Source organism: Pantanalinema rosaneae CENA516, from assembly GCF_050753385.1.
Lineage (GTDB): Bacteria > Cyanobacteriota > Cyanobacteriia > Leptolyngbyales > Leptolyngbyaceae > Pantanalinema > Pantanalinema rosaneae.
The window spans coordinates 17,067-38,924 of record NZ_JBLZFZ010000055.1 but is presented as its reverse complement, the minus strand read 5'-3'; the positions used below and the strand labels follow the sequence as shown (position 1 = coordinate 38,924).

25 protein-coding genes and 1 tRNA gene are annotated in these 21,858 nt (G+C 49.7%); 11 read left to right on the top strand and 15 right to left on the bottom strand.

The annotated features are described in order from the left end of the window. Nucleotides 1-365: 365 nt before the first annotated feature. Both ACN4EK_RS25085 and ACN4EK_RS25080 read right to left on the bottom strand, forming a co-directional pair. Nucleotides 366-797: a hypothetical protein gene (locus ACN4EK_RS25085; protein ID WP_431661012.1), complete on the bottom strand. Its 432-nt coding sequence runs from the start codon at nt 795-797 to the stop codon at nt 366-368. 326 nt (nt 798-1,123) lie between these two features. Beyond that, nucleotides 1,124-1,651, bottom strand: coding sequence for a phosphoribosyltransferase (locus tag ACN4EK_RS25080; protein ID WP_431661011.1), 528 nt, complete (start codon nt 1,649-1,651; stop codon nt 1,124-1,126). A gap of 100 nt (nt 1,652-1,751) precedes the next feature. Between ACN4EK_RS25080 and ACN4EK_RS25075 the strand changes: the two genes are divergently transcribed. Then, nucleotides 1,752-3,221, top strand: a complete 1,470-nt coding sequence (locus ACN4EK_RS25075; RefSeq protein WP_431661010.1) for an MFS transporter — start codon at nt 1,752-1,754, stop codon at nt 3,219-3,221. Between the two features lie 65 nt (nt 3,222-3,286). Here ACN4EK_RS25075 and ACN4EK_RS25070 read toward each other — a convergent pair whose 3' ends face one another. The 5 genes from ACN4EK_RS25070 to serS all read right to left on the bottom strand — a co-directional run bounded on the left by ACN4EK_RS25070 (nt 3,287) and on the right by serS (nt 7,512). After that, nucleotides 3,287-3,568, bottom strand: coding sequence for a WGxxGxxG family protein (locus tag ACN4EK_RS25070; protein ID WP_431661009.1), 282 nt, complete (start codon nt 3,566-3,568; stop codon nt 3,287-3,289). A gap of 75 nt (nt 3,569-3,643) precedes the next feature. Then, nucleotides 3,644-3,931, bottom strand: coding sequence for a WGxxGxxG family protein (locus ACN4EK_RS25065; protein WP_431661008.1), 288 nt, complete (start codon nt 3,929-3,931; stop codon nt 3,644-3,646). Nucleotides 3,932-4,100: 169 nt separating this feature from the next. Then, nucleotides 4,101-4,817: an endonuclease III gene (gene nth / locus ACN4EK_RS25060; RefSeq protein ID WP_431661007.1), complete on the bottom strand. Its 717-nt coding sequence runs from the start codon at nt 4,815-4,817 to the stop codon at nt 4,101-4,103. Further along, complete coding sequence (gene rseP, locus ACN4EK_RS25055; protein ID WP_431661006.1) at nt 4,814-6,121, bottom strand: RIP metalloprotease RseP; 1,308 nt, start codon at nt 6,119-6,121, stop codon at nt 4,814-4,816. The genes nth and rseP overlap by 4 nt, the downstream gene beginning before the upstream one ends. Before the next feature lie 110 nt (nt 6,122-6,231). Next, entirely contained in the window at nt 6,232-7,512 is a 1,281-nt protein-coding gene (gene serS, locus ACN4EK_RS25050) for a serine--tRNA ligase (RefSeq protein ID WP_431661005.1), read from the bottom strand. Between the two features lie 146 nt (nt 7,513-7,658). On the opposite strand from serS, the gene ACN4EK_RS25045 reads away from it, so the two are divergent. Together ACN4EK_RS25045 and ACN4EK_RS25040 are read left to right on the top strand one after the other, a co-directional pair. Next, the gene (locus ACN4EK_RS25045; protein WP_431661004.1) at nt 7,659-8,144 is read left to right on the top strand and encodes an AAA family ATPase; all 486 of its coding nucleotides are present in this window, start codon (nt 7,659-7,661) and stop codon (nt 8,142-8,144) included. Nucleotides 8,145-8,310: 166 nt separating this feature from the next. Next, the gene (locus tag ACN4EK_RS25040) at nt 8,311-9,315 is read left to right on the top strand and encodes a DnaJ C-terminal domain-containing protein (protein ID WP_431661003.1); all 1,005 of its coding nucleotides are present in this window, start codon (nt 8,311-8,313) and stop codon (nt 9,313-9,315) included. Nucleotides 9,316-9,469: 154 nt separating this feature from the next. On the opposite strand, the gene ACN4EK_RS25035 is transcribed toward ACN4EK_RS25040, so the two are convergent. Both ACN4EK_RS25035 and ACN4EK_RS25030 read right to left on the bottom strand, forming a co-directional pair. Then, on the bottom strand, nt 9,470-10,828 hold the full coding sequence (locus ACN4EK_RS25035) for a UDP-N-acetylmuramoyl-tripeptide--D-alanyl-D-alanine ligase (protein WP_431661002.1): 1,359 nt from the start codon (nt 10,826-10,828) through the stop codon (nt 9,470-9,472). A 299-nt stretch (nt 10,829-11,127) separates the two neighbouring features. Then, nucleotides 11,128-12,648 carry a TM0106 family RecB-like putative nuclease gene (locus tag ACN4EK_RS25030; RefSeq protein WP_431661001.1) on the bottom strand — a complete coding sequence of 507 codons (1,521 nt, stop codon included), beginning with the start codon at nt 12,646-12,648 and terminating at the stop codon, nt 11,128-11,130. Between the two features lie 184 nt (nt 12,649-12,832). On the opposite strand from ACN4EK_RS25030, the gene ACN4EK_RS25025 reads away from it, so the two are divergent. After that, on the top strand, nt 12,833-14,026 hold the full coding sequence (locus tag ACN4EK_RS25025) for an aminotransferase class V-fold PLP-dependent enzyme (protein WP_431661000.1): 1,194 nt from the start codon (nt 12,833-12,835) through the stop codon (nt 14,024-14,026). A gap of 79 nt (nt 14,027-14,105) precedes the next feature. After that, a complete protein-coding gene (locus tag ACN4EK_RS25020; RefSeq protein ID WP_431660999.1) occupies nt 14,106-14,720 on the top strand; it encodes a Uma2 family endonuclease in 615 nt (204 codons plus the stop codon). A 6-nt stretch (nt 14,721-14,726) separates the two neighbouring features. On the opposite strand, the gene ACN4EK_RS25015 is transcribed toward ACN4EK_RS25020, so the two are convergent. Then, complete coding sequence (locus ACN4EK_RS25015; protein ID WP_431660998.1) at nt 14,727-15,467, bottom strand: SDR family NAD(P)-dependent oxidoreductase; 741 nt, start codon at nt 15,465-15,467, stop codon at nt 14,727-14,729. A gap of 141 nt (nt 15,468-15,608) precedes the next feature. Continuing rightward, on the bottom strand, nt 15,609-15,854 hold the full coding sequence (locus ACN4EK_RS25010) for a hypothetical protein (RefSeq protein WP_431660997.1): 246 nt from the start codon (nt 15,852-15,854) through the stop codon (nt 15,609-15,611). Between the two features lie 323 nt (nt 15,855-16,177). Here ACN4EK_RS25010 and ACN4EK_RS25005 point away from each other — a divergent pair, with 323 nt between their 5' ends. The 3 genes from ACN4EK_RS25005 to ACN4EK_RS24995 all read left to right on the top strand — a co-directional run bounded on the left by ACN4EK_RS25005 (nt 16,178) and on the right by ACN4EK_RS24995 (nt 17,410). Then, a complete protein-coding gene (locus ACN4EK_RS25005) occupies nt 16,178-16,741 on the top strand; it encodes a Uma2 family endonuclease (protein WP_431660996.1) in 564 nt (187 codons plus the stop codon). Nucleotides 16,742-16,874: 133 nt separating this feature from the next. Continuing rightward, nucleotides 16,875-17,135, top strand: a complete 261-nt coding sequence (locus ACN4EK_RS25000) for a hypothetical protein (RefSeq protein WP_431660995.1) — start codon at nt 16,875-16,877, stop codon at nt 17,133-17,135. Beyond that, nucleotides 17,132-17,410 (top strand): hypothetical protein, encoded by a 279-nt coding sequence (locus tag ACN4EK_RS24995; protein WP_431660994.1) that lies wholly within the window; start codon nt 17,132-17,134, stop codon nt 17,408-17,410. The genes ACN4EK_RS25000 and ACN4EK_RS24995 overlap by 4 nt, the downstream gene beginning before the upstream one ends. A 58-nt stretch (nt 17,411-17,468) precedes the next feature. Here ACN4EK_RS24995 and ACN4EK_RS24990 read toward each other — a convergent pair. The 3 genes from ACN4EK_RS24990 to ACN4EK_RS24980 all read right to left on the bottom strand — a co-directional run bounded on the left by ACN4EK_RS24990 (nt 17,469) and on the right by ACN4EK_RS24980 (nt 18,727). After that, nucleotides 17,469-17,550, bottom strand: a tRNA-Leu gene (locus tag ACN4EK_RS24990). A 102-nt stretch (nt 17,551-17,652) separates the two neighbouring features. Beyond that, complete coding sequence (locus tag ACN4EK_RS24985) at nt 17,653-18,378, bottom strand: class I SAM-dependent methyltransferase (protein ID WP_431660993.1); 726 nt, start codon at nt 18,376-18,378, stop codon at nt 17,653-17,655. A 13-nt stretch (nt 18,379-18,391) separates the two neighbouring features. Next, the gene (locus ACN4EK_RS24980; RefSeq protein ID WP_431660992.1) at nt 18,392-18,727 is read right to left on the bottom strand and encodes a hypothetical protein; all 336 of its coding nucleotides are present in this window, start codon (nt 18,725-18,727) and stop codon (nt 18,392-18,394) included. A 475-nt stretch (nt 18,728-19,202) separates the two neighbouring features. On the opposite strand from ACN4EK_RS24980, the gene ACN4EK_RS24975 reads away from it, so the two are divergent. The 3 genes from ACN4EK_RS24975 to ACN4EK_RS24965 all read left to right on the top strand — a co-directional run bounded on the left by ACN4EK_RS24975 (nt 19,203) and on the right by ACN4EK_RS24965 (nt 20,775). Then, nucleotides 19,203-19,592 carry an alr0857 family protein gene (locus ACN4EK_RS24975; protein WP_431660991.1) on the top strand — a complete coding sequence of 130 codons (390 nt, stop codon included), beginning with the start codon at nt 19,203-19,205 and terminating at the stop codon, nt 19,590-19,592. Nucleotides 19,593-19,745: 153 nt separating this feature from the next. Continuing rightward, nucleotides 19,746-20,108, top strand: a complete 363-nt coding sequence (locus tag ACN4EK_RS24970) for a nuclear transport factor 2 family protein (protein ID WP_431660990.1) — start codon at nt 19,746-19,748, stop codon at nt 20,106-20,108. 13 nt (nt 20,109-20,121) lie between these two features. Continuing rightward, on the top strand, nt 20,122-20,775 hold the full coding sequence (locus tag ACN4EK_RS24965) for a glutathione S-transferase family protein (RefSeq protein ID WP_431660989.1): 654 nt from the start codon (nt 20,122-20,124) through the stop codon (nt 20,773-20,775). A 64-nt stretch (nt 20,776-20,839) separates the two neighbouring features. Here the strand turns inward: ACN4EK_RS24965 and ACN4EK_RS24960 are convergent, their stop codons facing one another. Next, nucleotides 20,840-21,643 carry a DUF2382 domain-containing protein gene (locus ACN4EK_RS24960; RefSeq protein WP_431660988.1) on the bottom strand — a complete coding sequence of 268 codons (804 nt, stop codon included), beginning with the start codon at nt 21,641-21,643 and terminating at the stop codon, nt 20,840-20,842. Nucleotides 21,644-21,858 lie beyond the last annotated feature (215 nt).

Genomic DNA, 21,858 nt, shown 5'->3' with positions numbered 1-21,858 from the left:
TGCTGCGTGCCGGTACTGCTGATTTTAGCATAGCGAAATTGCCCGACTGTCCGAAATCAGCCGCCGGTAGAATTCGTGATCCCCGAACCTCGGGATATGATCACGTCGCCTCCTGATTGTTTGCTCCCGAAGGGAGATTTTGCAGGGCAAAGGGGTGCTTCGTCAACTGATTTCAAGGTGACAGAGAATTCGGATGTATAGAGAAATAAATTGTTGGACGATCGACGGTTGGGGCTTAAACCATAACTGGCTAGACAACCGATTACCGATTTCACTCCAGTAGCCCCTGTCTGCTTAACGAAGCAGCACTCGCCCATAATCCCGGCTTGATGGGAGCCAATTCTGAGCCCATACGCTGGTAGCGATTAGCCCACCCAACTGACATCCTCATCAGAGTTATTAATTGAAGGAAGCGGCTTTGAGATGGGAATCTCCCGCCGGACAGGTTGGTTGCCCTGGGCAGATACTTGACGACGGTTAAGAGAGGGGGACTGGTTAACCCCAGGCAGCACGTCTGGATGGACAACCTGACCGGGAACCGATCGCTGTTCTGAAGAGGCCTTTTCGGGCAGAATTACCTTTTTCATCAGGTACTCAATCGTCTGTTGCTTGACCCAGCCCCGCGCCGCCAAAATCTCCCCAAATCTCATTCCGGTCAGTTTTTGATCATTTAAAGCAACATCAATCTGGGCTGGAGTTAATAAGCCTGCTTCGACTAAATAGCCACCCAGCCGCTTATTGGAGGACGTTGGGTTAGAAGTCGGAAGATTAGGGCGGGAATGACTATGGTTTTGCATGATCGGAAGTCCAGGAAAATTCAGGGGCTAAACTCAATGGCTAGCAAGCATGGCAGCTTAGCTCAATCGTGGCGTTACCCTAGAGGATTTGCGGCTAGTAAATCTACTAGGGATATTTCATTCGACTGGATTAAAACCATCTTTATCTAAACTTAAGATGGCACATTCTATCAGGGTTTGGCATAGCTCCAGGGGTAAGTCATCCAATCTAACTTTATGTAAATCTAAGGATGGATTACTCTCAACCATCCGGTTCGCCACCCCACTCCTGCCCAATTAATTCATGGGCGATCGCTAGAATTACGGATAACGGCTTTAACTTACCTTCATGAATTCATCACCTTGGCCGTATGAGCCGCGACAAGATCCACGATCGTCATTTGTTCATAAGGTTCAAACGGCTGATGAATCCAGGGATTGTCAGGTAGATAACTGACATAGTAGTCCGGTGCAATCACAGAACATGCCTTATACCAGAGGACAGCCGATCGCACGTCTTCGACCTGGGGCGTGTGATACTCCTGTAACCACACAAGGGTTTCCTTTAACGTCACACCCGAGTCAACCAGATCATCCACCAATAACACCCGACTGCCCAGTGTTGGCGTAGTCATGGTCAGCGATCGGGCGATCGTCAACGACCCTCGTACCTGATTCCCTGTACCGCCATAGGACGATGTCGCCAAAATTGCTAAAGGCACATCATAAATTCGTGCCAGAATGTCGCCAACTCTTAACCCACCCTTTGCCAGACAGAGAATTTGATTAAACGTCCAGTTGGATTGATAGATCTGCACCGCCAGTTGTTCGATCGCGCGGTGATAGTCTGACCAGGAAACGTAGAGATCGGGCATGGTAATGGCAACAGGAATAATAAAGATTACTGATCCGCTTGGCAGTGCAGAAAGATGATGAAAATGATACAACTGATGACCAATCTTCTGGCATTGCCCTATGAACAATTCTGCGGCTCCTGACCCCCCTGAATCGGCGATCGCCCAACGGCTGAGCTTTAGTACCAAGCTGGCTTATGGGGCAGGTGACTTGGGGGCAGCGATTACAGCCAACATTCTGGCAGTCTTTCTACTGATCTTTTTTACTAATGTGGCAGGGTTGAGTCCCGGTTTGGCAGGCAGCATTCTGATGATTGGCAAAATCTGGGATGCGGTCAACGATCCGATCGTCGGTGTGTTAAGCGATCGCACCAAACATCGATGGGGACGACGGTTGCCCTGGATGGTCTGGGGGGCGGTGCCCTTTGGGATTTTCTTTTTTCTGCAATGGGTAGTCCCCCAGTTCAGTCCCGATCGCACCACTAACCAATGGGGCTTGTTCTGGTACTACATCGCCATCTCCGTCATCTTTAACACGTTCTATACGATCGTCAACCTGCCCTATACGGCACTGACACCGGAGCTAACCCAGGACTACGACGAACGTACCAGCCTGAATAGCTTTCGGTTTGCCTTCTCGATTGGGGGCAGTATTTTATCTCTGGTGATTGCCTTACAAATTTTTAATTGGATCAAAGACGATCGCATCCAACAATATCTCTGGTTGGGTGGAATTTGTGCGGTTTTATCGGTGCTGCCGATCTACTGGTGTGTTTGGGGCATTCGTCATCGTGCCTTACAAACCGAACAGTACCGCCAGGAAACCACCGCCAATCAGGCATCGCTGCCCTACCTGCAACAATTGAAGATTGCCTTTAGTAACCGCCCCTTTGTCTATGTAATCGGCATTTACCTCTGTTCCTGGCTGGCGGTGCAGAATACCGTGGCAGTCATCCCTTACTTTGTCAAAAACTGGATGGGATTGACCGATCAAGACTTCACTCAGGTCGTGATTGCGGTGCAAGTGACAGGGTTAATCATGCTATTTGTCTGGAGTGCTGTGAGTAAGCGGGTGGGGAAGAAAGCCGTTTACTTTATGGGCATGGCAATCTGGATCATTGCTGAAGTGGGGTTGTTTCTCTTGCAACCGGGGCAAATTGGATTGATGTATGTTCTAGCCGTGATGGCAGGATTTGGCGTATCCACGGCGTATTTAATTCCCTGGTCAATGATTCCCGATGTGATTGAACTGGATGAACTACAAACAGGACAACGACGAGAAGGGATTTTCTATGGCTTTATGGTACTTCTACAAAAAGTTGCCCTCGCCATTGGCTTATTCCTGGTGGGCTTAGCCCTGGAAGGAGCAGGCTTTGTAGAATCGATCGCGGGTCAACCTGAACCACTCCAACCCGACTCTGCCCTCTTCGCGATCCGCCTGATGATTGGCCCTGTTCCTACGATCGTGTTACTGATTGGACTGGTGCTGGCATACCTGTATCCCATTACTCGCGAAGTTCATGCCGAAATTCTGTTGAAACTGCGGGAACGCCGCTTAGGGAATCAGACAGGTTCCAGTCAAGATGGGTAATGAGGGATCGACCACAGGCAAGGGTAATTTCCCTATGGTCGATCGCCCAGTGATCATCCAGTGTATTATTCCCGGTAATCCGTCCGGACTGTCGTTTCGGGTTCCCGATACACCGTATGCTGAGTCCGGGGTTTACGGAATAGGTTGGCAAGCCCAATTAGACCGAGTAAGCCTAACCAGCCCCAATTATTGTTATCGTCTCTCGTTTCTTGAAATGGAGTTGTATCCAGGGTAGGTGAGGTGGTATCCGTCTGTGCGATCGCTGGAACCGCCATCGGTAGCGTCGCCAAACTAACCGCAATTACACCCGCGCCTAAAATTCTTTTAGCTGAATGAGCTAATTTCATAGATGAATCCTCGATTTAAGCTGTGAATGAAGTATGAGAACAACAACTGAACTCAAAGGCGTTGAATTTCAGGAATTAGTACCGCGCCCGAGTGCTGCTGACTTCATCGCGGTCACGATATTGCACCGTCGGTTCATCATTCTTCCGCGCCAAGCCTGCTAAACCGATCAGTCCTAACAGCCCCAACCAGCCCCAGTCAAAATCGCGATCGCCCGCCTGATCCGTTGTTGTATCCGTGGTCTGACCTGTGGTGGTGCCAGCCGGGGTGTCTTGAGCAGAAGCAGGCATGATCAGCGGCAGGGTAGTCAATCCCAACGTCAGTACCGTAGCTCCAGCCAGTTTCGAGAATGCCGTGAGTCGCATGGATAAATCTCCTGTGTGTTTGATAAATCAATCAGTTGCAACTCGCTCAATTCATTGCAGCGAAGCAACGCATCACACTATCAAGTTATCCAGTTCATCTCTGGCTTAAATCGCCCCAAAGCTAGAAAGCTCAAGCGCTACATCTGCCGCTAAAGGGGTAGAAAGCAGCCTATGGAGCGATCGCAGATTCAGCCGACTCACCTACATCTACAGCCTTCGAGAGTGGCTTTTGCGGCAAGGGGGCAGAGGGGCAAATATCGGCTAACGCACAGCGATCACACTGCGGATTCCGCGCCATACAGGTCGATCGACCGTGATAAATCAACCGGATTGACCAATTTTCCCAATCGGGCTGGGGCAGTAATTTCATTAAGTCCCGTTCAATCCGAATTGGGTCGGTATGGGTGGTCAGTCCCAACCGATAACTCAAGCGCTTGACATGGGTATCAACCGTCACGCCCATGTGGATATCAAAGGCATTTGCCAGGACAACGTTTGCCGTTTTTCGCGCCACTCCCGGCAACCTGAGCAACTCTTCCATCAGCTTGGGCACTTCTCCGCCAAACTGCTCCATAATCATGCGGCAGGCACCCTGAATATTTTTGGCTTTATTGCGATAGAACCCAGTCGATCGCACCAGAGTTTCCAGTTCACTCAGGTCTGCCCCTGCCAGAGCCGCCGCATCGGGAAACCGCCGGAATAACTCCGGAGTCACCATGTTTACTCGCTCATCGGTACATTGGGCGGAGAGAATGGTGGCAACCAGGAGTTGTACTGGCGTTTGATAGTTCAGTGTACAGGTCGCATCTGGGTAAAGAGCTTTCAGGCGATGCAGAATCTCGATCGCCCGTTGCTTCTTCCCAGATAGTTTTCGGGTAATACTCACTGTTGAATTAGATTGGCTGTATCACGCAGAATTAGGAAAATTCCCAGTCCCAGTAGCAGCATCAATCCAGTCTGCATCACGCCATCCTGAAGTTTGCTGGGGAGCGGTTTGCCGCGCAGCCCTTCGATTAGCAGAAACGCCAGATGACCACCATCTAAGGCGGGTAACGGCAGGATGTTGATCACGGCCAGGTTGACGCTGATCAGTGCCGCGAAATAGAACAGATTTGCCGCGTCAGATTGGGCAATTTTAGCGCCTGCTGCCACGATCGCCACGGGACCTGCCACCTGGCTAGAGGTTTGGCTAAACTTACGAATCAGTTGAGCAAAGCCTTCCAGCGTATCGTTCACAATCTTTTGGAACTCGTCGGCAGCTTGTCCAAATACAGCGAACCCCGAGACCCGCTGCCGCACTAAGCCACCATTGGGGGCTAGACCAGCACCAATCCGTCCTTGCCCATTGTCATCGCGTGGCGTAATGGTCAGAGGTAATACCTGTTCACCCCGGCGAATCTCCATCTGAATGGGCGTATTCGGACTGGTCTCAATTAGTTTCCTTAAGACTCCTTCCTCCCGCAGCGATCGCCCAAATTCCTGCCCATTCACTGCCAGAATCACATCCCCCGGCTGAATACCAGTTTGAATTGCCGCCGCCGGTTTAATGCTCAGATCCACATTCCGGGTAGTCGCAGGCAACGCCAGTTCCACTAACTTCGGCTGATCCGCATCCGGTACTTGACGTTCGACAAACAGCTTCACGGGTTGGTCGGCACTCGGTTTGACCGCAAGCTGCATTGCATTCGTTTGGGGATTGAACTGATAATCCAGGCTGGAATTGATATATAGCCGATCGCCTGCCTGTAACCCTACTTGAGTCGCCGAGGGAGACACTGCCGTCACCTCAGTCACCACCTGGGGAATCAACACTCCCGGTTGCCCTGCTTCCAACGTGCCTACAGTGCCAAGCTGCACCACCAGCACCAGGTAAGCAAAAATCAGGTTAGCGATCACGCCAGCACTGATGACGATCGCGCGATCGAGAATCGGACGGTTTTTCAACAGATTGGGATCATTGGGCGGAATCTGGCTATCGGGATCATCATCGGGAAAGCCAACATAGCCACCCAGGGGAAAGGCTCGGATGGCATACTCCGTTTCCGACCCTTTATAGCTCCAGAGGATTGGGCCAAAGCCAATCGAAAATCGGTTTGCATAAATCCCCTGAGCTCGGGCGGCAAAGAAGTGCCCCAGTTCATGAACCACGATAAGAATCGCCAGAACCGCGATCGCTGCCAATACTGACATACCGTTCAGTTAACCTTTGTTACATGTTCCCCTATTCTAAAGGGTTTCTGAGAACTCCGTCTCGGCAGCAGGAGGGACTCCAGCGATCGCGGGGATCAATTATTCCAGGTTTACAACACCTCACGTCCCAAGTAAGGTTGCAAGGCTTCCGGTAAACGCACACTGCCATCGGGCTGCTGATAGTTCTCTAAAACGGCTGCCATTGTACGTCCCACGGCTAATCCCGACCCATTTAAGGTATGGACAAACTGAGTCCCTTTTTGCCCCGGTTCCTTAAACCGAATATTGCCACGCCGAGCCTGAAAATCGCCAAAATTAGAACAACTGGAAATTTCCCGATAGGTTTCGGCAGATGGCAACCATACTTCCAGGTCGTAACACTTAGCCGCGCCAAAGCCCAAATCCCCCGTACAGAGTTCAATCACCCGATAGGGCAACTTCAAGGCTTGCAGGATCGCTTCAGCATTTTGAACCAACTGTTGATGTTCCGCTTCAGACTGACTGGGATGCACTAATTTAACTAATTCCACTTTATTAAATTGATGCAAGCGGATTAAGCCACGGGTATCCCGTCCATAACTACCCGCTTCCCGCCGGAAGCAAGGCGTATAGGCACAGTGATGAATCGGCAGATCGGTGGCAGACAGAATTTCATCCCGGTAGAAGTTGGTGACGGGCACTTCCGCCGTCGGGGCTAACCACAAATCATCGTCGCTACATTTGAAGCTCTCTTCCGCAAACTTGGGCAGTTGTCCTGTGGCAGTCAGGGATTGAGTATTAATCAAAACCGGGGGGAGAATTTCCACATATCCGGCGGCAATCTGGCGATCGAGCATGAACTGAATCAACGCCCGTTCTAAAGCGGCTCCGGCTCCAATCAGCGTCACAAATCGACTTTGAGCAATCTTAGTTGCCCGTTCCGTATTCAGAATCCCCAGCTTTTCGCCAATCTCCCAGTGGGGCAACATGCCTTCAGCCGTCGGCTTGTATTCGTCGCCCCAGCGCCGCACTTCCACATTCTCGGTTTCATCCTTACCGATCGGTGTCGATTCGCTAGGCAAATTTGGCAACGTCAGGACAAAGGCTTCGATTTGTGCCTTCAACTCTTTTTCCTGCGGCTCCAGTTCACTCAGTTGGACTTTAAGCTGGTTGCCCTCGTCTTTCAGGTCTTGAATTTCTGGATCATTGGGCTGACTGCCAGACTTCATCTTTTGCCCAACCAGCTTGCCAATTTCATTACTCCGCGCCTGGAGTTGCGATCGGGTCTTTTCTAATTCCCGTTGTTGCTGGTCAAGCTGCACGATCGCACTCAGATCGTAGTTACCATTGCGACGGTTCAGCCGCTCTTGCACAGCTTCCGGATTCTCACGAATTTGCTTCAGGTCAAGCACAGGATTTTCTCAACTAATATCTCTCGAATGTCCCAACGGGTCTGGGATTTTGCCCATACATCAGGATACACCTTCGACAGACGACCCGCCGTTTGCAGCGGCTATCATTCCCTAGACCATCCGAACAGTCATGTTTACCCCTGATTATGCTCCGTCTGTTGATCCTGATTGGTTTACCCGGTAGTGGTAAGTCCACTCTCGCCGCCAAATTAGTGCAAGTTTGTCCCGATCGCCGCTTAATTTCCACCGATGCCATTCGTGCCCAGTTATTTAGCGATGCCGCGATTCAAGGCCCCTGGCTGAAGGTTTGGGCAGAAGTAGGGCGACAGTTTCGGGAAACGGTGCAGCAGATTGATTCAGGAGACTTACAGGGAGCGATTTACGATGCCACCAATGTCGTCCGGAGGCAGCGACGGCAGGCGATCGCCCTGGCACAGGAGGCAGGATTTACTCACATCACTGGACTCTGGTTAGATGTCCCGTTATCGATTTGTTTGCAGCGTAATGCGGAGCGCGATCGGCAGGTTCCCGCAGCGATTATGTACCAGATGCAGCGTCGGCTGATGGGAGCGCCACCTAGCATGACCGATGGCTTTCATTGTTTGATCACACTTGAGCATGGTTATCGGTGATAGGGAGATGGGGAGATGGGGGAGAGGTTAATTGGCTGTAGTGTTCATTGCTTGTTGACTGAAATTCGGATATTGCCCCTCCCAACCGTACTTAGTCGGACTAGAATTTTTGTTAGTCTGGGGTCAAAGGTATGACTATAGAGAAAGTGTTATAGGAGAGGGGTTGATGGCTGCAACTGACTTCAAAGACTACTACTCGATTTTGGGGGTCAGTAAGACGGCAAGTGCTGACGAAATCAAGAAAGCCTTTCGGAAGCTGGCACGCAAATACCACCCGGATATGAATCCTGGCGATCGCACCGCAGAAGCTCGGTTTAAGGAAGCGAACGAAGCTTACGAAGTGCTGTCTGACCCAGACAAACGCAAGAAATATGATCAGTTTGGGCGCTATTGGAAGCAGGCAGGACAGGCAGGATCCCCGTTTGACCCCAATATGAACTCGAACGTGAATTTTGATAGTTTCGAATTTGGTAACTATCACAGCTTTGATGAGTTCATTAACGATCTGTTAGGTCGGATGGGAACGGATGGCGGTGGATTTGGGGGTCGCCGCGCTCGAACTCAAACCAACTACCGAACGACGACCAGTGAAACGCCGTTTGGCTTTGATACCACCGGGCGGGGTGCGAGTGGGCTGGATAGTGAAGCGACATTAACACTGTCCTTGTCCGAAGCCTTTCACGGTGTACAGAAACGCCTGAGTGTGGGTAGTGAAATTATTGATGTCCGCATTCCTGCCGGGGCAAAACCGGGGAGTCGGGTGCGGGTGCGGGGTAAGGGGCAGTTCAGTCCGCACTACACCAGCCAACGGGGCGATTTGTATTTAACGATCGAGATTACACCCCATTCCTTCTTCCAATTTGAAGGCGATAATTTGGTCTGTGAAGTCTCGATTACGCCGGATGAGGCGGTGTTGGGTGTCCAGATGGAAGTGCCGACTCCCGATGGCATGGTGACGGTGAATGTGCCTGCCGGAATTCGATCGGGGCAGTCGTTGCGGTTACGGGGCAAAGGATTCCCCAATCCCAAGGGCGGACGGGGTGATCAAATGGTGAAGGTGACGATCGTACCGCCGAAGGACTTAACTCCAGTGGAACGGCAAGCCTACGAAACGATTCGTGCTAACCGCAGCTTTAATCCTCGCAGTCACTTAAAGGATGTAAAACTTTAGGATTCTCTGCTTGGGAGATGTCTGAGAAAGATATTACCCCTGTACGGGTTTAGCATTCGGCAGATCATCTCTGACCAAGCGGGAAGACTGTTGACCGAATGCCAAACCCCTACAATTTGTGGGCATAAATTCTTCTGGAAATAAACCTAGGTTGTTATGACAACCGTTGATTTAACTGATCGACAACTTGATCCAATCCAACGGCGCGGGAAGCCTTGAATAACAGACGATCGCCCGGTTGGATCAGGGTCATCAAACGATCGATCACTTCCTGATGACTGGTAAAGCATTCGGCGGCTAGGGGGGCGGCTCCAGTGGCGATCGCTTTGGCTTCCGGTGATTCAGCTAAGACCAGCAGATGATCCAGATGCAGTTCGCTCACGGTTGCCCCAACTTGATGATGAAACTCGGCGGCACGATCGCCTAATTCCTTCATTGTCCCTAAAACGGCAATCCGGCGCTGACCGGGAGTTTGCGCCAGTAGATGCAGCGCTGCCAACATCGATTCCAGTCCAGCGTTGTAGGTTTCATCTAAAATCACTACATCTTTGTCAGGAAACGCTAACTTTTTGGCACGTCCGGCGGGTAACGTTACGGTCAACCCGCTCTGCAACAATGACCAATCCATCCCTAGAACTTTCGCGACAGCTAAAGCGGCTAAATAGTTGAGGGCATTATGTCGTCCGGGTAATGGCAAGGGAAACTCCATACCGTCAACAACTAAGGTTTCTGGATTGATCAATTTGCCATGAATATTGCCCCCTTCTAACCCAAAGGTGATGGTTTTGCCCTGCCAAACAGTGTTCGCCGTATGCAGCAGCAGCGAATTATCGTGGTTGAGAATGGCGGTACTGGCGGCGGGCATTTCTGCCAATAGTTCACATTTGGCTTCGGCGATCGCCGCTTCTGATCCCAGTCGTCCAATGTGAGCCGTCCCCACGTTGGTAATCACGGCAATCTCCGGTTGCGCGATCTGACTCAGTAGGGCAATTTCACCCCGTCCCCGCATCCCCATTTCCACAATCGCATAATCATGCTCTGTCCCCAGTTCTAACAGAGTTTTCGGCACTCCAATTTCGTTATTGTGGTTTGCCTGACTCTTTAGGATATTCCCTTGCAAAGATAAGACAGCGGCAATTAATTCCTTCGTGGTCGTTTTCCCCACCGATCCGGTTACTGCAATCACGGGAATCGTAAATTGCTGTCGCCACCAGCGAGCGATCGCTTGATATGCCGCTAAGGTATCTGCTACTTGCAATACGGGAAACGGCTGGGCTGGCGTGAACTGAGGATCAACGATCGCCGCGATCGCTCCCGCTTGCATCGCCGTTTCGACAAAATCATGACCATCAAAGGTTTCCCCCCGCAACGCCAGGAAAACTTCCCCTGCCTGAAGACGGCGGGTATCGGTCGTGATACCTGCCGCCATTTGAGCCAGCATTGCGGTCGATACGTTTACTGGAGTCGCCTGCAATACAGCAACTAAATCAGCCAAGGGGGCATGACAGGACATGATGAGTTCCGGGAAATGCACGAAAAAGGACTAGCTGCCATTAGACCGCCCCAGGGTGACATTTGGCAATATGAAGCGCTGGTTGGCTGACAAAACTCTTTTGCCCTCATCCCCAACCCTTCTCCCCGTGGGCGAAGGGAGCCGAATTAGGTCTTGGTTCCCTCTCCTGTGGGAGAGGGCTAGGGTGAGGGTAGTTTGGGCACTAACTTATAAAATTTGTCAGTCAATCAATAAGAAGAGAGGCGATTACAGAGCCAAAGACTTCAGATCCTGGGTTTATCGACCAAATCAGTTTGGGGCTATGCTAATTCAGCGGCATAAATTTCCTGTAAAAAACCCACCAGCCATTCTTTAATGTGGTGGGTTGCGCGGCAGTCGTCTTCGTTGTAGGTCAGGATCGAGTTGAGGTAAGTGCGATCGCCCGTGGCTAACCATTGGCTGTACCAGCAGATTGACAGAGGGCCACTGGCATTCGGGTCTTGCCACTCAAACCCTAGCCAGCGAGCGATCGGTTTGAGGGCATAACTTTCTACAGGCAAGGTGACTAATCGGGTGACTCGTTCATGTAAATCGACGAACCGATGTAACAGAGGTTTGGTATGTTGCGTCGGCGTACCATACAGTTTGGCTAACCGTTCTACCGTCTGCGCTTCATAGGGACAGAAGTGAAAGATCGGGGCATTGGGATAGCGCCATGCCAGATCAAGAAATTGCTGCCACGCGATCGCTTCATCTTCCGGGGTTTCTGCCACCAGCGCATGAAAGTTAGTCGTTTGATTGTGGCGATCGACCACCAACACTCCATGCAAATACACCAGATCCAACGCGGGTTCTGCTTCGATGTCGAAATAAAGCTCGATCGCGGCAGTCGGTAGCTCCTGCTCAAACTGTCGCGCAGGATGGCGATGGCTGGTGATGCCACTGGAACCATTCAAACTGAGATCTGCACCCCGCTGGTGGTCTTCACTAATTAAGGCACAGTTATGGAGGGTTGATTTCGCCTGCCGGACTAAGCGATAGGCAGTTTCGGCACCAAAGCCCGGTAAGGGTTCCAAATGTGCCGGATTCGCATCGGCTAAAGCTTTTACGGTCGTCAGGTTGCGTTCCTGTAATTGCAGATACCGAGCCGCCGTGACCCCTGGTAGCAATGAAAGATGGTGATCCGCTTTGGCGATCGCGTGACAGTGGCTTAACCAATGACACAAACTGCACCGACTCCGAGCAATAAACACTTCTGGCTCTTGCTGCGCCTGGAGCATTTGAATGCATTCAGTCAATAACGCCTGCATTTGGGGAAAGACATCCCACAAATCCACTTCATACGTCCCTTTCTCTCGCAGCAATAACCAGGCGGTTTCCGTCCAGGCTCCCTGTACCTGCCCCAACACCAGGAGATGAAAGGCGGCAATGATTTGATACTCTAGTTTGGGGCGCTTACCCAGCTTAATTTCAGCAGGCAGATACAGCCAATCTCCAAACTGAGACTGTCCCGGCTGTTTAATCAGTAGATCAGGATTGCTGACCAGCGTCACTCCTGCTTCCCCCTCGATCGTCAGCACTCCCTGGTAGATCTGCTCTGCGCCCTGTTGCATGAGTTCCAGAGTGGCGGCGGCGGCGGCAGTGAGGTCGCCATGCGGATAGGACGGTTGGTGGATCACCTGATTTGCCAGTACCAACCGATGATTCTCGCGACTGTCCTGAAACAGCTTTAGCAGATAATCATTGGGGGAATCGCGTTGCTCGAAGTCCCCATAGAAATCTAAAAAAGCGCGACGACGACAGCGTTGATAGTTAAGCAGCAACTCGGCATCTATCTGCATGCTCTCAAACTAACAGGAAATGTCGATAAATGGCAGAAATTTAGATGAGTAGACAGCGAACCCTGAAGTAAGGAATAGTGAACAGTGAACCGTCACTCCACTACTAACCACTGTAACTGACCTTGGATCAGAGATAACTGTTCACTCCATTACTAAAGAGCGCATTTCTACCAAATTATTGTTTATGACGAGTATTCCGACGACTCAACGTTCGATCGCAGAGTATCGATCGCAGGTTCCGGCGCTACAAGCCAAAGCCTACTTTAATTATGGCGGTCAGGGACCGATGGCACAGTCTGTACTAGAGGCGATTCAGCGATCGTTTCAACAGGTGCAGCAGTTGGGTCCATTTTCCGGCGAGGTCAATGATTGGATTACTCGCGAAACCGACCAAACCCGGCAGGCGATCGCCCAGGAACTGCACGTTGACGCTGCCACCATTACCCTGACTGAAAATGTCTCGATCGGCTGTAATATCGCCCTCTGGGGCATGGATTGGCGGATCGGCGATCATTTGCTGCTGTCGGACTGTGAACACCCCGGCATTATCGCCACTGCCCAGGAAATTGCCCGTCGGTTTGGGGTCGAAGTGACCACCTGCCCGTTAATGAAAACGCTGAATGCTGGTGATCCAGTCGCCGTATTAGCCCAACATTTGCGACCTGAAACTCGCATGGTCGTCTTGAGCCACATTCTGTGGAATACCGGGCAAGTGTTGCCACTCACCGAAATGGTCGCCGCTTGCCATAGTTACTCTAATTCGGTACCGATTCGGGTGTTAGTCGATGCCGCCCAATCTGTCGGGGTGCTGCCCTTGAACCTGGCAACCGTTAAAGCAGATTTCTATGCCTTCACTGGACATAAGTGGTGGTGTGGGCCGGAAGGAGTGGGGGGCTTATATGTACGACCGGGAGCCTTAGCTAGTCTGCATCCCACCTTTATTGGCTGGCGTGGGATTACGACCGACACCAAAGGCAAGCCCACTGGCTGGAAACCCGATGGTCGTCGCTTCGAGATTGCCACCTCTGCCAATCCGTTACTGGCAGGATTAAGAGCCGCGATCGCCCTCCATCATGAATGGGGTACGACCCAGGAACGCTACCAGCAAATTCAAACCCTGAGCCGCCAACTCTGGCAACGGCTATCCGAGTTACCTGGAGTCACCTGTTTACGCACAACGGCTCCCCATGCTGGATTAATCTCCTTCCAACTCGATAGCAAAGCCCATCGCCAACTGGTACAATTTTTGGAATCTCGCCAGATTTACCTGCGGACGATCGCCGATCCAGATTGTGTCCGCGCTTGCGTCCATTACTTCACGCTGGAATCGGAATTAGATCAGTTAGTTCAAGCGATCGCAGAATTCAAACCGGCGTAAGCCACCGTTAGCCCAGGTGTAGAACTTCTCAGAAGCAGACTACACTTGGAACTAACATCGAGATTAAAGCTTAAGGGCAATGGTACAAGCAGTTCCCGAATTAATGACCCTGGACGACTTTCTGGACTGGTATCCAGATGGCTACGGGCGCTATGAATTGTGGAATGGAGTCGTCATTGAGATGCAACCCACTGGAACGCATGAACAGGTTGGCGGTTTTCTAGCCGGGGAGTTGTTTCTAGAAATTAGGCGGTTGCAATTGTCATCCGTTATTCCTCGACAGGCGATCGTCAAGCCGATCGATACCGACAAATCAGGCTATAGCCCCGATGTGATTGTCCTCGACCAATTGGCGCTGGATGAGGAACCGCTCTGGAAAAAACGCTCTACCATCACCCAGGGAACATCAGTTCGGGTAGTGATTGAGGTTGTCAGTACCAATTGGCGCGATGATTACGGACACAAGTTTATTGATTATGAGGCATTACAAATTCCCGAATATTGGATTGTCGATTATCTCGGATTAGGCGGTAGACGCTATATTGGTTCCCCTAAACAGCCGACCATTTCGGTGTATCAATTAATTGATGGCGAGTATCAAGTCCAACAGTTTCGCGGCAACGATCGCATCATTTCCACCGCTTTCCCAAACCTGACTCTCACCGCCGCACAAATCTTTGCCGTCGGACAGTAGTAAAGTTCACCAGGGCAGACGGCTGCCATCCCAGGAGAAAAACTGTCCACTATCGCTGGGTTGCAAGTTTTCGATTACAGTCAGTAATTGGCTGACAGTCCGATCGACGGAAAACAATTTCTCTGGTGGTACATTCCGTTGAAACGGTTGGGATAACTGTGTATCTGTTGTACCCGGATGTAGCAATGCCACGATCGTATTTGGACTTTTGCGACTGTATTCGATCGCGGTTGTTCGCATTAACATATTCAACGCCGCTTTAGAGGCTCGATACCCATACCAACCGCCCAACTGGTTATCTCCAATACTGCCAACTTTAGCGGAAATACTGGCAAACACACTGCGATCGCAGTGCTTCAGTAACGGCAATAAATGTTTCGCTAACAATACAGCGCCAATACTATTGACCTGAAAGTATCGCAGCAAGCGATCGGCTTGAATCTGTTGCAAACTTTTCTCCGGTTGCAAATTACTATCATGCAGCAACCCGACACAATAAATCACCAAATGTAAGCGATCAACTAACGGCTGAATTTCAGCGACCCCAGCCGCAATTTGCGCCTCATCCGTTATATCCATCGGAATTAAATGTAGTCGATCGCCATACTGTTTCGCTAACTCTACTAATTCGGGACTGACAGATTGCCGATAGGTCGCCACGAGGCTTTGCATACGGCGATCGCCCAGCAGCGTTCGCACAAATCCCAACCCAATTCCCCGATTTCCCCCAATGATCAAAACATTCATCGCACGATCGTCTGCAAGTATTCCGTTAGATTCTTAATTATGAATCACGGTCAGCCATTAGCACTAAAGTTAGTGTGAGATAAAGTAACTGTGCTGCTAATTCTTATCAGGTTATGGTTCTAATGATTTCAAGCTCTTTATTTAGTCAATAAAGATTGGATTTGTATTGTAGAAATATTCCCATTCATCTCTAATCTGCTGTTGGTACGCTAGCGGATCAACAGTTAATTGAATTACACCAGCATACTCAGCCAGTGCTGATGCAGTATCCTGCTGTTGGTAAGTTTCCAGAATTTCTTCGATCGCCTGCCAATCTTGATAATCAATTAAAACAGCAACAGGGCGCATTGATTCATCAGTAACAATTTGCTTCTTAATCGGTTTCATCAGTTGCTCCTAAGTTAGGTTTGACTGACCCAGTCTGGATGATTATCACTGTCTCAATTCTGATTGGGGTTATTAATGACAATCCATCCAAGATCCAACAATAGCTCTGCTTTAGGTGAGCAGCGATTGCTATTCTAAATTACTCTGCGTCAGGAGGCGATCGCATTGTTACAGTGAAGTTAGTTCTTGCAATCAGCCATAATGAAACCGATGAGGCTACTACCATACTCTAGATTTGCCATCAGGACAGTAGCGGCTGTTGGCAATCTCAAACATCTTAGTCAAAGTTCCTCAATGCAAGCGGTGAACGGAGGCAGGCTATTATGACGATCGCTTCAGAGCCAAAGATTTGGACAGATGCAGAGTTCATGGCGTTGCCGGAAGACGGACGCTATGAGTTGGTGGATGGAGAACTGGTGAACATGGGCAATTCGGGGATGGAGCACGGAGAAATCGGTAGCTTTTTGGGAGGAAGTTTATCGCTCTATGTCCGCTCCAACAAACTAGGTTGTGTGTGTGATTCCAGTACAGCATTCACAATGAAAAACGGGAATAAACGATCGCCAGATGTATCGTTCGTAGCTAAAGAGCGGCTACAAGGGGTTAAACGATTACCCAAAGGCTATTTCCAAGGTTCACCAGATTTAGCGGTAGAAATTCTTTCTCCCACCAATACTGTCGAGGAAATTCACGACAAAATTGTGGAGTATTTCGAGAATGGCTCACGCCTGGTATGGGTCATCCACCCCGACGAGCAGTATGTGCTGGTATATCACAGCCCCAGCCCAGATGCTTTTTTGCGAATGGGCGATCGTCTGGATGGAGAAGAAGTCGTCCCTGGATTTACCCTACCTGTCGCAGAGCTATTTGCAGAACTGGAGTTTTAGTTTTGCCTGTGATGCGGATGAAAGGACTTGAACCTTCACTTCGTGAGAAACTAGAACCTAAATCTAGCGCGTCTACCCATTCCGCCACATCTGGAAGTCCGACTAGCAAGGGCTAACACTTTAACATACCACAATGAAGACTATTCAAACTATTGCTAAAATTACATCTACTAAAGAACTCAAAATTCAGCTACCTGAAGATTTGCCAGTAGGAACATTTAAAGTGGTGCTGGTGATTGACGACACCTCTGTGGTCAATTCTGAGCAACCGGAGACGGTAGAAAACTCCACCTCTTTTCTTGAGCTAGCTGGAGATTTAATTGGCTGTCTAGAAGGATTACCGCCTGACTTATCCGCTAATAAGAGTTATATGGCGGGTTTTGGCGAGTCATGAGACGGCAGCTTTTACGTGATTCCCGTAGCCAACAGACTGTTTTATCACTGGTAAATAAGGGAGCGTTACAGGTAAGCTTTTGTCTCTCAGATCAAGTGCAGGCGATCGCGGAACTGATAACTCGCTATGAAAATGTACCGATGTCACTTGCTGATGCCTGCCTGGTAAGAATGACAGAGCTATACCCTGAAAGTATCATCCTCACATTGGATAATGACTTCAGAATTTACCGTAAGCACCGCAATCAGGAAATCCCACTCATCATGCCAGCATAGTGACCATCTCACTCTCAGGATTGTAGAGATGCTGATTGCTGACCAGATTTTTAGCTTATGCGGATGAAAGGACTTGAACCTTCACTTCGTGAGAAACTAGAACCTAAATCTAGCGCGTCTACCAATTCCGCCACATCCGCTTGTGTCGCTTACCTATGATAGCAAACCTTGGTAGCGGGGGGAAGGCTAAAGGATCAGAAGTTTGGTGTAGTCACTTGGAGTGATCCTTTAGCCCACTAGGATTAAGCGTTGGGCTTTACACCGCCGAAGACCGCTAACTCCAAAAACTTGAAATAGCAGTCTACATGCTGAAAGCCGATCGCTCGTAACCAATCACACTGTTGCTCTACCGGAGCCAGGATGTTGGCAGCTTTATCATCCCGATGCACATAGCGCTGCGCGACTTCAGTCCGGGAAAGGGGTTCGGATTGAGTCAGATTCCACTGGTACAGGGCATCGATCAACCGATCGTTAAACAGTTCCTCCACCCAGGGAGTGGCTGATGCCACATGCTCAATGTTGAGAAAGCAGCCGCCGGGATGCAGGAGAGCATAGATTTCGCGGTATAGAGCTTGCTTACGATCGTCCGGCAGGTGATGAATGCAATACCCGGAGAAGATGGCATCGAAGGGTTCTAGATCAGAGTGCCAGTCAGACGTGTAAAGATCGGCTTTGAGTAACCGCACCCGATCGCCAAAGGGCGCGAGGCGGTGTTCTGCCTGATCCAGCATCGGTTGCGAAAAATCGATCGCCGTCACTTCTGCCTCAGGGTAGCGGTGCAGGATCGCTTGAGCGATCGCGCCATCTCCACAGCCTAAATCGGCGACACGGTGAACCGGAATCCCTGTTTGCTCCAAAACGTTCAGAGCCATATTGATTTGCTCGATCGCAAACGGAATTCCCCCTCGCACTCCCGTAAGAAAGTTGTTGACCAGGGTACGGTCTTGCCAAACGTAATCAGTCCGCATGGTTGGTTGTCCTCTAGTCATTAAAACTATCGGCACTGAGCGGCAGCATCACTCCTTCTGGGGTTAATCCTAATAACATCGGTTCCTGCGGTCGAATGATTTTGCCCGTGAGCGCACAGCGTTCTTCCTGTTGGGCGGTGGCCGCGATCGTGGCGCGAATATCCGATCGGGAGAGTTGGGGCGCATAATCCCCCGATCGTTGATGCACATAATTCCACAGCACATCGCGAATGAGTGCCTGATAGCCCTGATTGCCGGATAACTCTTTCAGTTTTTCCTTCAGTTCTCGCTCTAGCCGGATGCTAGTGACTTCCATTTCGGTGGTTGAGGTGCGAGTTAGTGTCGGCATTGTTAGTCTCCTTGATTCAATCTAGACATGGTCGTAATACAAGTGTAGTATGTTGGAAGGAATATTCAAGTGGTTTTTCATTCCTTCTGCCATGCCATCTTTTCAATACCCCCAACCGATCCGGCAGTCCAGCTTTTCTATCCTGGTGTCAAGTCAAGTCGTCATGCCATCGCGCCATTGACATCAGCCGACTGGTCGCGATCGCTCCTATTCTTTATTTGCTAATTACCCTCGTCCGCCGCCTCCGAGCATCCGGGGAGTGGATTTTTGTCATCGGGTGCGTCATGCCCGAAATGGACGATCGTCCCCGTGTAGTTACAGGCTGCCGTTCGCAGTTTTGAAACATTTAGTCGAAATTATTCATGGTGATCACGTTTGAGGGGTGAGCCGAAGATCCGTCAGCCCGGCTAACTCAACCTGAATCACCCAGTTGACCCACAGCCACATCTCTGGACACCCAGGAGACACCAGGATCATGCTGAAATTTACCTATACTGAGACGGGTATTCACCTTGAACATTTGACAACCTCGTTAGAAGAATTAATCACCCAACGGATTATCTTGACCATGCGAATTGGTCAAACCTTAATGATTGAACCTGGACAAGCCTCACTACTATTGCCGAAGCATCTCCCGGAATTGGCACTGTTAGAAACGATCGCCCAGCAATTCCATGAGTCAATTACGCTCAGTTCCTGTGATGCCGAGTTTGTCGAAGTCACTTTACCAGGAACCTGGCTATCCACAAATAGTCATTGTAGCGAAGGAATTTTCCTGGTTGATCTTGAGGCTCATACCGAATATTTGTTAGTAAAGCTGTGGCAGTTATCCCTTAATAGCATTGCCTCTTTTGCCACTGGATAATCGCTAACACTAATTTTTGGGTAATGCTAATTGGATGGGGGTAAGTGTACCTTGCCCCTATTTGAGGTTTATAGAAATATTAACTAACGGATAATATGAGGTGTTCGTCCATAGTGACTCATTCGATCCAGCAAAGATGAAGAGGATTTGAGTATGCTAGATCAAACCTTTGCAAATACCTTTGTTCATGAATGGATTTCAGCCTGGAATGCTCATGATCTTGAGCGTGTCCTGTCGCATTATGCCGATGATTTTGAAATGACTTCACCCTTCATTCAGGCGATCGCTGGCAATCCTACAGGTCGCTTAAAAGGTAAGGAAAATGTGAGGGAGTATTGGCAGCGATCGCTCGAAAAGTTTCCCAATCTACACTTTGAATTACTGGATGTTCTATTCAGTGTAAATAGCTTGGTCATCTATTACAAATCGGTTCTGGAGAAACGGGCGGTTGAGTGGTTCTGGTTTAATGAAGATGGTAAGGTGTTAACAGCGATCGCCCATTACAGCGCTGAGTAGTCCACCCCAATCTATGCTGAAGTTTTATTACAACCCACTTTCTGTGAATGCCCGCCGAGTCTGGGTCGCATTACTGGAGAAACAAATTCCATTTGAGCCAGTTTTATTAAAGTTAAATGGCGATCAGTTTCAACCAGAATTTACCGACACTAATCCGTTCCAGCAAGTCCCCGTTCTACTGGATCAGGACTTTCGGATTATCGAATCCTTAGCGATTTTAGATTATTTAGAAGCAAAATATCCGTCACCTCCCCTGATGCCCAAAGAGGCACATTTGATTGCGATCGTGCGGATGGTAGAGATGATCACAGTGAATGAATTACAGCCTGCTACTGTGCCACTAATGAAACAACTGATGCAAATGGATGTGGCAGCAGATGCGGTAGATAAGGCAAACCAGCGAATCTTGACGGTATTGCAATTCTATGAGGACTTATTAGGTACTGCTCCTTACTTCGCCGGAGAAGAATTTACTCTAGCCGAAGTTGTGGCAGGCACCCTCGTTACGGCTCTGCCCATGTTTGGCATCCCGATCGCAAATTATGCGCGACTAGATGCCTGGTTGAACCAATTAGAAGCCCGAGAAAGCTGGCAGCAAACTGCACCCTCTCCAGTCGCGATCGCGGCAGCTATGGGTAGTATTAAGCAGATCCTAAAACGGCGCTAAGGATTGGGAAGTTCATCAATTGGCAGCCTGTACACCAAATTACCCCTGAATCAATCTGCCATCCTTAGAGATTACGATTCACAGGATCATCTAAATCAATCTCTGCTAATCTTCTTGGCTCAGCGCCAGCCTGTTCCACAATCAGTTTTTCCCGTTGAACTGGCACTTCAATAATCTCGGTTTCAATTTCTTTTCGCACTACCACTTCACCCACTTTATGCCGATTTTGGTCAACAATTAACCGTTCTTCCCGTAATGGAATGACGGTTTCGTCCCGCAGATCGGTGACAGGAGGTGCGATCGCTGCTTCTTCCCGGATATTGGCAGACGGCATCGGAGCGACACTGGGCGTTGGGGGTGGCGACACAGTCCGGGGTGGCAGGGTAACAGGTGGTTCACTGGGTGGCATCACTGAATGGGCAGGAGTGGCGGGTGACACGGAATACTGGTCAGAACGGTACGCGACTGGATAGCCTTCTAAGGGAGCCGAAGCTTCCAGGGGAGCACTTTCCTCGACTGGTCGCATCACAGGTATCACGTCTGTCACTGCATTTGAACGCTGCTGAGTCACCGAGGTTTGATAAGGAGGAAGATTACCCACTTCCGCTTTTGTCAGTCCTTGCACATAAATGCGCTGGGTGGCTAAGTCAATCTGAGCATTCTCTAAGGGAATGAGTACCTGTTTACCAGCCATCAAAGAATTTAGTTCAACAATCAAATACCGCAGGTTTCCAGATTGATCTAACAACAGATCAATCACTCTACCAATTTTGAGTTTTTCCTGTCGATCGCTATAGACATCAAAGTTTTGCATCGCGGCATGATTTAGCTGGTTGTTATAACCTGTTGGGTCATGATTAATCGCCATAATCCCCTTCCTTGAAAAAATAAATTTAATTGATTAACCTCACCATAAAACCTAAGTGTCATTCCTTCATCTCTCATTTGAGAGACGCACAAAACCGCTACTCCAGCAATTAGGGTTGGCTCCTTCAAAAGGCATACTAATCAGGTTTGAAATCTCTGAGCTAGTCCAAATATAGGGGGTTAGCCTCTCCCTTTTAGGAGACGTATTCGCAGCAT

What these genes read in the sequence shown, in the direction of transcription:
- ACN4EK_RS25085 (WP_431661012.1), bottom strand. Translation starts at nt 797, where the DNA reads ATGCAAAACCATAGTCATTCCCGCCCTAATCTTCCGACTTCTAACCCA.
- ACN4EK_RS25080 (WP_431661011.1), bottom strand. Translation starts at nt 1,651, where the DNA reads ATGCCCGATCTCTACGTTTCCTGGTCAGACTATCACCGCGCGATCGAA.
- ACN4EK_RS25075 (WP_431661010.1), top strand. Translation starts at nt 1,752, where the DNA reads ATGAACAATTCTGCGGCTCCTGACCCCCCTGAATCGGCGATCGCCCAA.
- ACN4EK_RS25070 (WP_431661009.1), bottom strand. Translation starts at nt 3,568, where the DNA reads ATGAAATTAGCTCATTCAGCTAAAAGAATTTTAGGCGCGGGTGTAATT.
- ACN4EK_RS25065 (WP_431661008.1), bottom strand. Translation starts at nt 3,931, where the DNA reads ATGCGACTCACGGCATTCTCGAAACTGGCTGGAGCTACGGTACTGACG.
- rseP (WP_431661006.1), bottom strand. Translation starts at nt 6,121, where the DNA reads ATGTCAGTATTGGCAGCGATCGCGGTTCTGGCGATTCTTATCGTGGTT.
- ACN4EK_RS25045 (WP_431661004.1), top strand. Translation starts at nt 7,659, where the DNA reads ATGCTCCGTCTGTTGATCCTGATTGGTTTACCCGGTAGTGGTAAGTCC.
- ACN4EK_RS25040 (WP_431661003.1), top strand. Translation starts at nt 8,311, where the DNA reads ATGGCTGCAACTGACTTCAAAGACTACTACTCGATTTTGGGGGTCAGT.
- ACN4EK_RS25035 (WP_431661002.1), bottom strand. Translation starts at nt 10,828, where the DNA reads ATGTCCTGTCATGCCCCCTTGGCTGATTTAGTTGCTGTATTGCAGGCG.
- ACN4EK_RS25030 (WP_431661001.1), bottom strand. Translation starts at nt 12,648, where the DNA reads ATGCAGATAGATGCCGAGTTGCTGCTTAACTATCAACGCTGTCGTCGT.
- ACN4EK_RS25025 (WP_431661000.1), top strand. Translation starts at nt 12,833, where the DNA reads ATGACGAGTATTCCGACGACTCAACGTTCGATCGCAGAGTATCGATCG.
- ACN4EK_RS25020 (WP_431660999.1), top strand. Translation starts at nt 14,106, where the DNA reads ATGGTACAAGCAGTTCCCGAATTAATGACCCTGGACGACTTTCTGGAC.
- ACN4EK_RS25015 (WP_431660998.1), bottom strand. Translation starts at nt 15,467, where the DNA reads ATGAATGTTTTGATCATTGGGGGAAATCGGGGAATTGGGTTGGGATTT.
- ACN4EK_RS25010 (WP_431660997.1), bottom strand. Translation starts at nt 15,854, where the DNA reads ATGAAACCGATTAAGAAGCAAATTGTTACTGATGAATCAATGCGCCCT.
- ACN4EK_RS25005 (WP_431660996.1), top strand. Translation starts at nt 16,178, where the DNA reads ATGACGATCGCTTCAGAGCCAAAGATTTGGACAGATGCAGAGTTCATG.
- ACN4EK_RS25000 (WP_431660995.1), top strand. Translation starts at nt 16,875, where the DNA reads ATGAAGACTATTCAAACTATTGCTAAAATTACATCTACTAAAGAACTC.
- ACN4EK_RS24995 (WP_431660994.1), top strand. Translation starts at nt 17,132, where the DNA reads ATGAGACGGCAGCTTTTACGTGATTCCCGTAGCCAACAGACTGTTTTA.
- ACN4EK_RS24985 (WP_431660993.1), bottom strand. Translation starts at nt 18,378, where the DNA reads ATGCGGACTGATTACGTTTGGCAAGACCGTACCCTGGTCAACAACTTT.
- ACN4EK_RS24980 (WP_431660992.1), bottom strand. Translation starts at nt 18,727, where the DNA reads ATGCCGACACTAACTCGCACCTCAACCACCGAAATGGAAGTCACTAGC.
- ACN4EK_RS24975 (WP_431660991.1), top strand. Translation starts at nt 19,203, where the DNA reads ATGCTGAAATTTACCTATACTGAGACGGGTATTCACCTTGAACATTTG.
- ACN4EK_RS24970 (WP_431660990.1), top strand. Translation starts at nt 19,746, where the DNA reads ATGCTAGATCAAACCTTTGCAAATACCTTTGTTCATGAATGGATTTCA.
- ACN4EK_RS24965 (WP_431660989.1), top strand. Translation starts at nt 20,122, where the DNA reads ATGCTGAAGTTTTATTACAACCCACTTTCTGTGAATGCCCGCCGAGTC.
- ACN4EK_RS24960 (WP_431660988.1), bottom strand. Translation starts at nt 21,643, where the DNA reads ATGGCGATTAATCATGACCCAACAGGTTATAACAACCAGCTAAATCAT.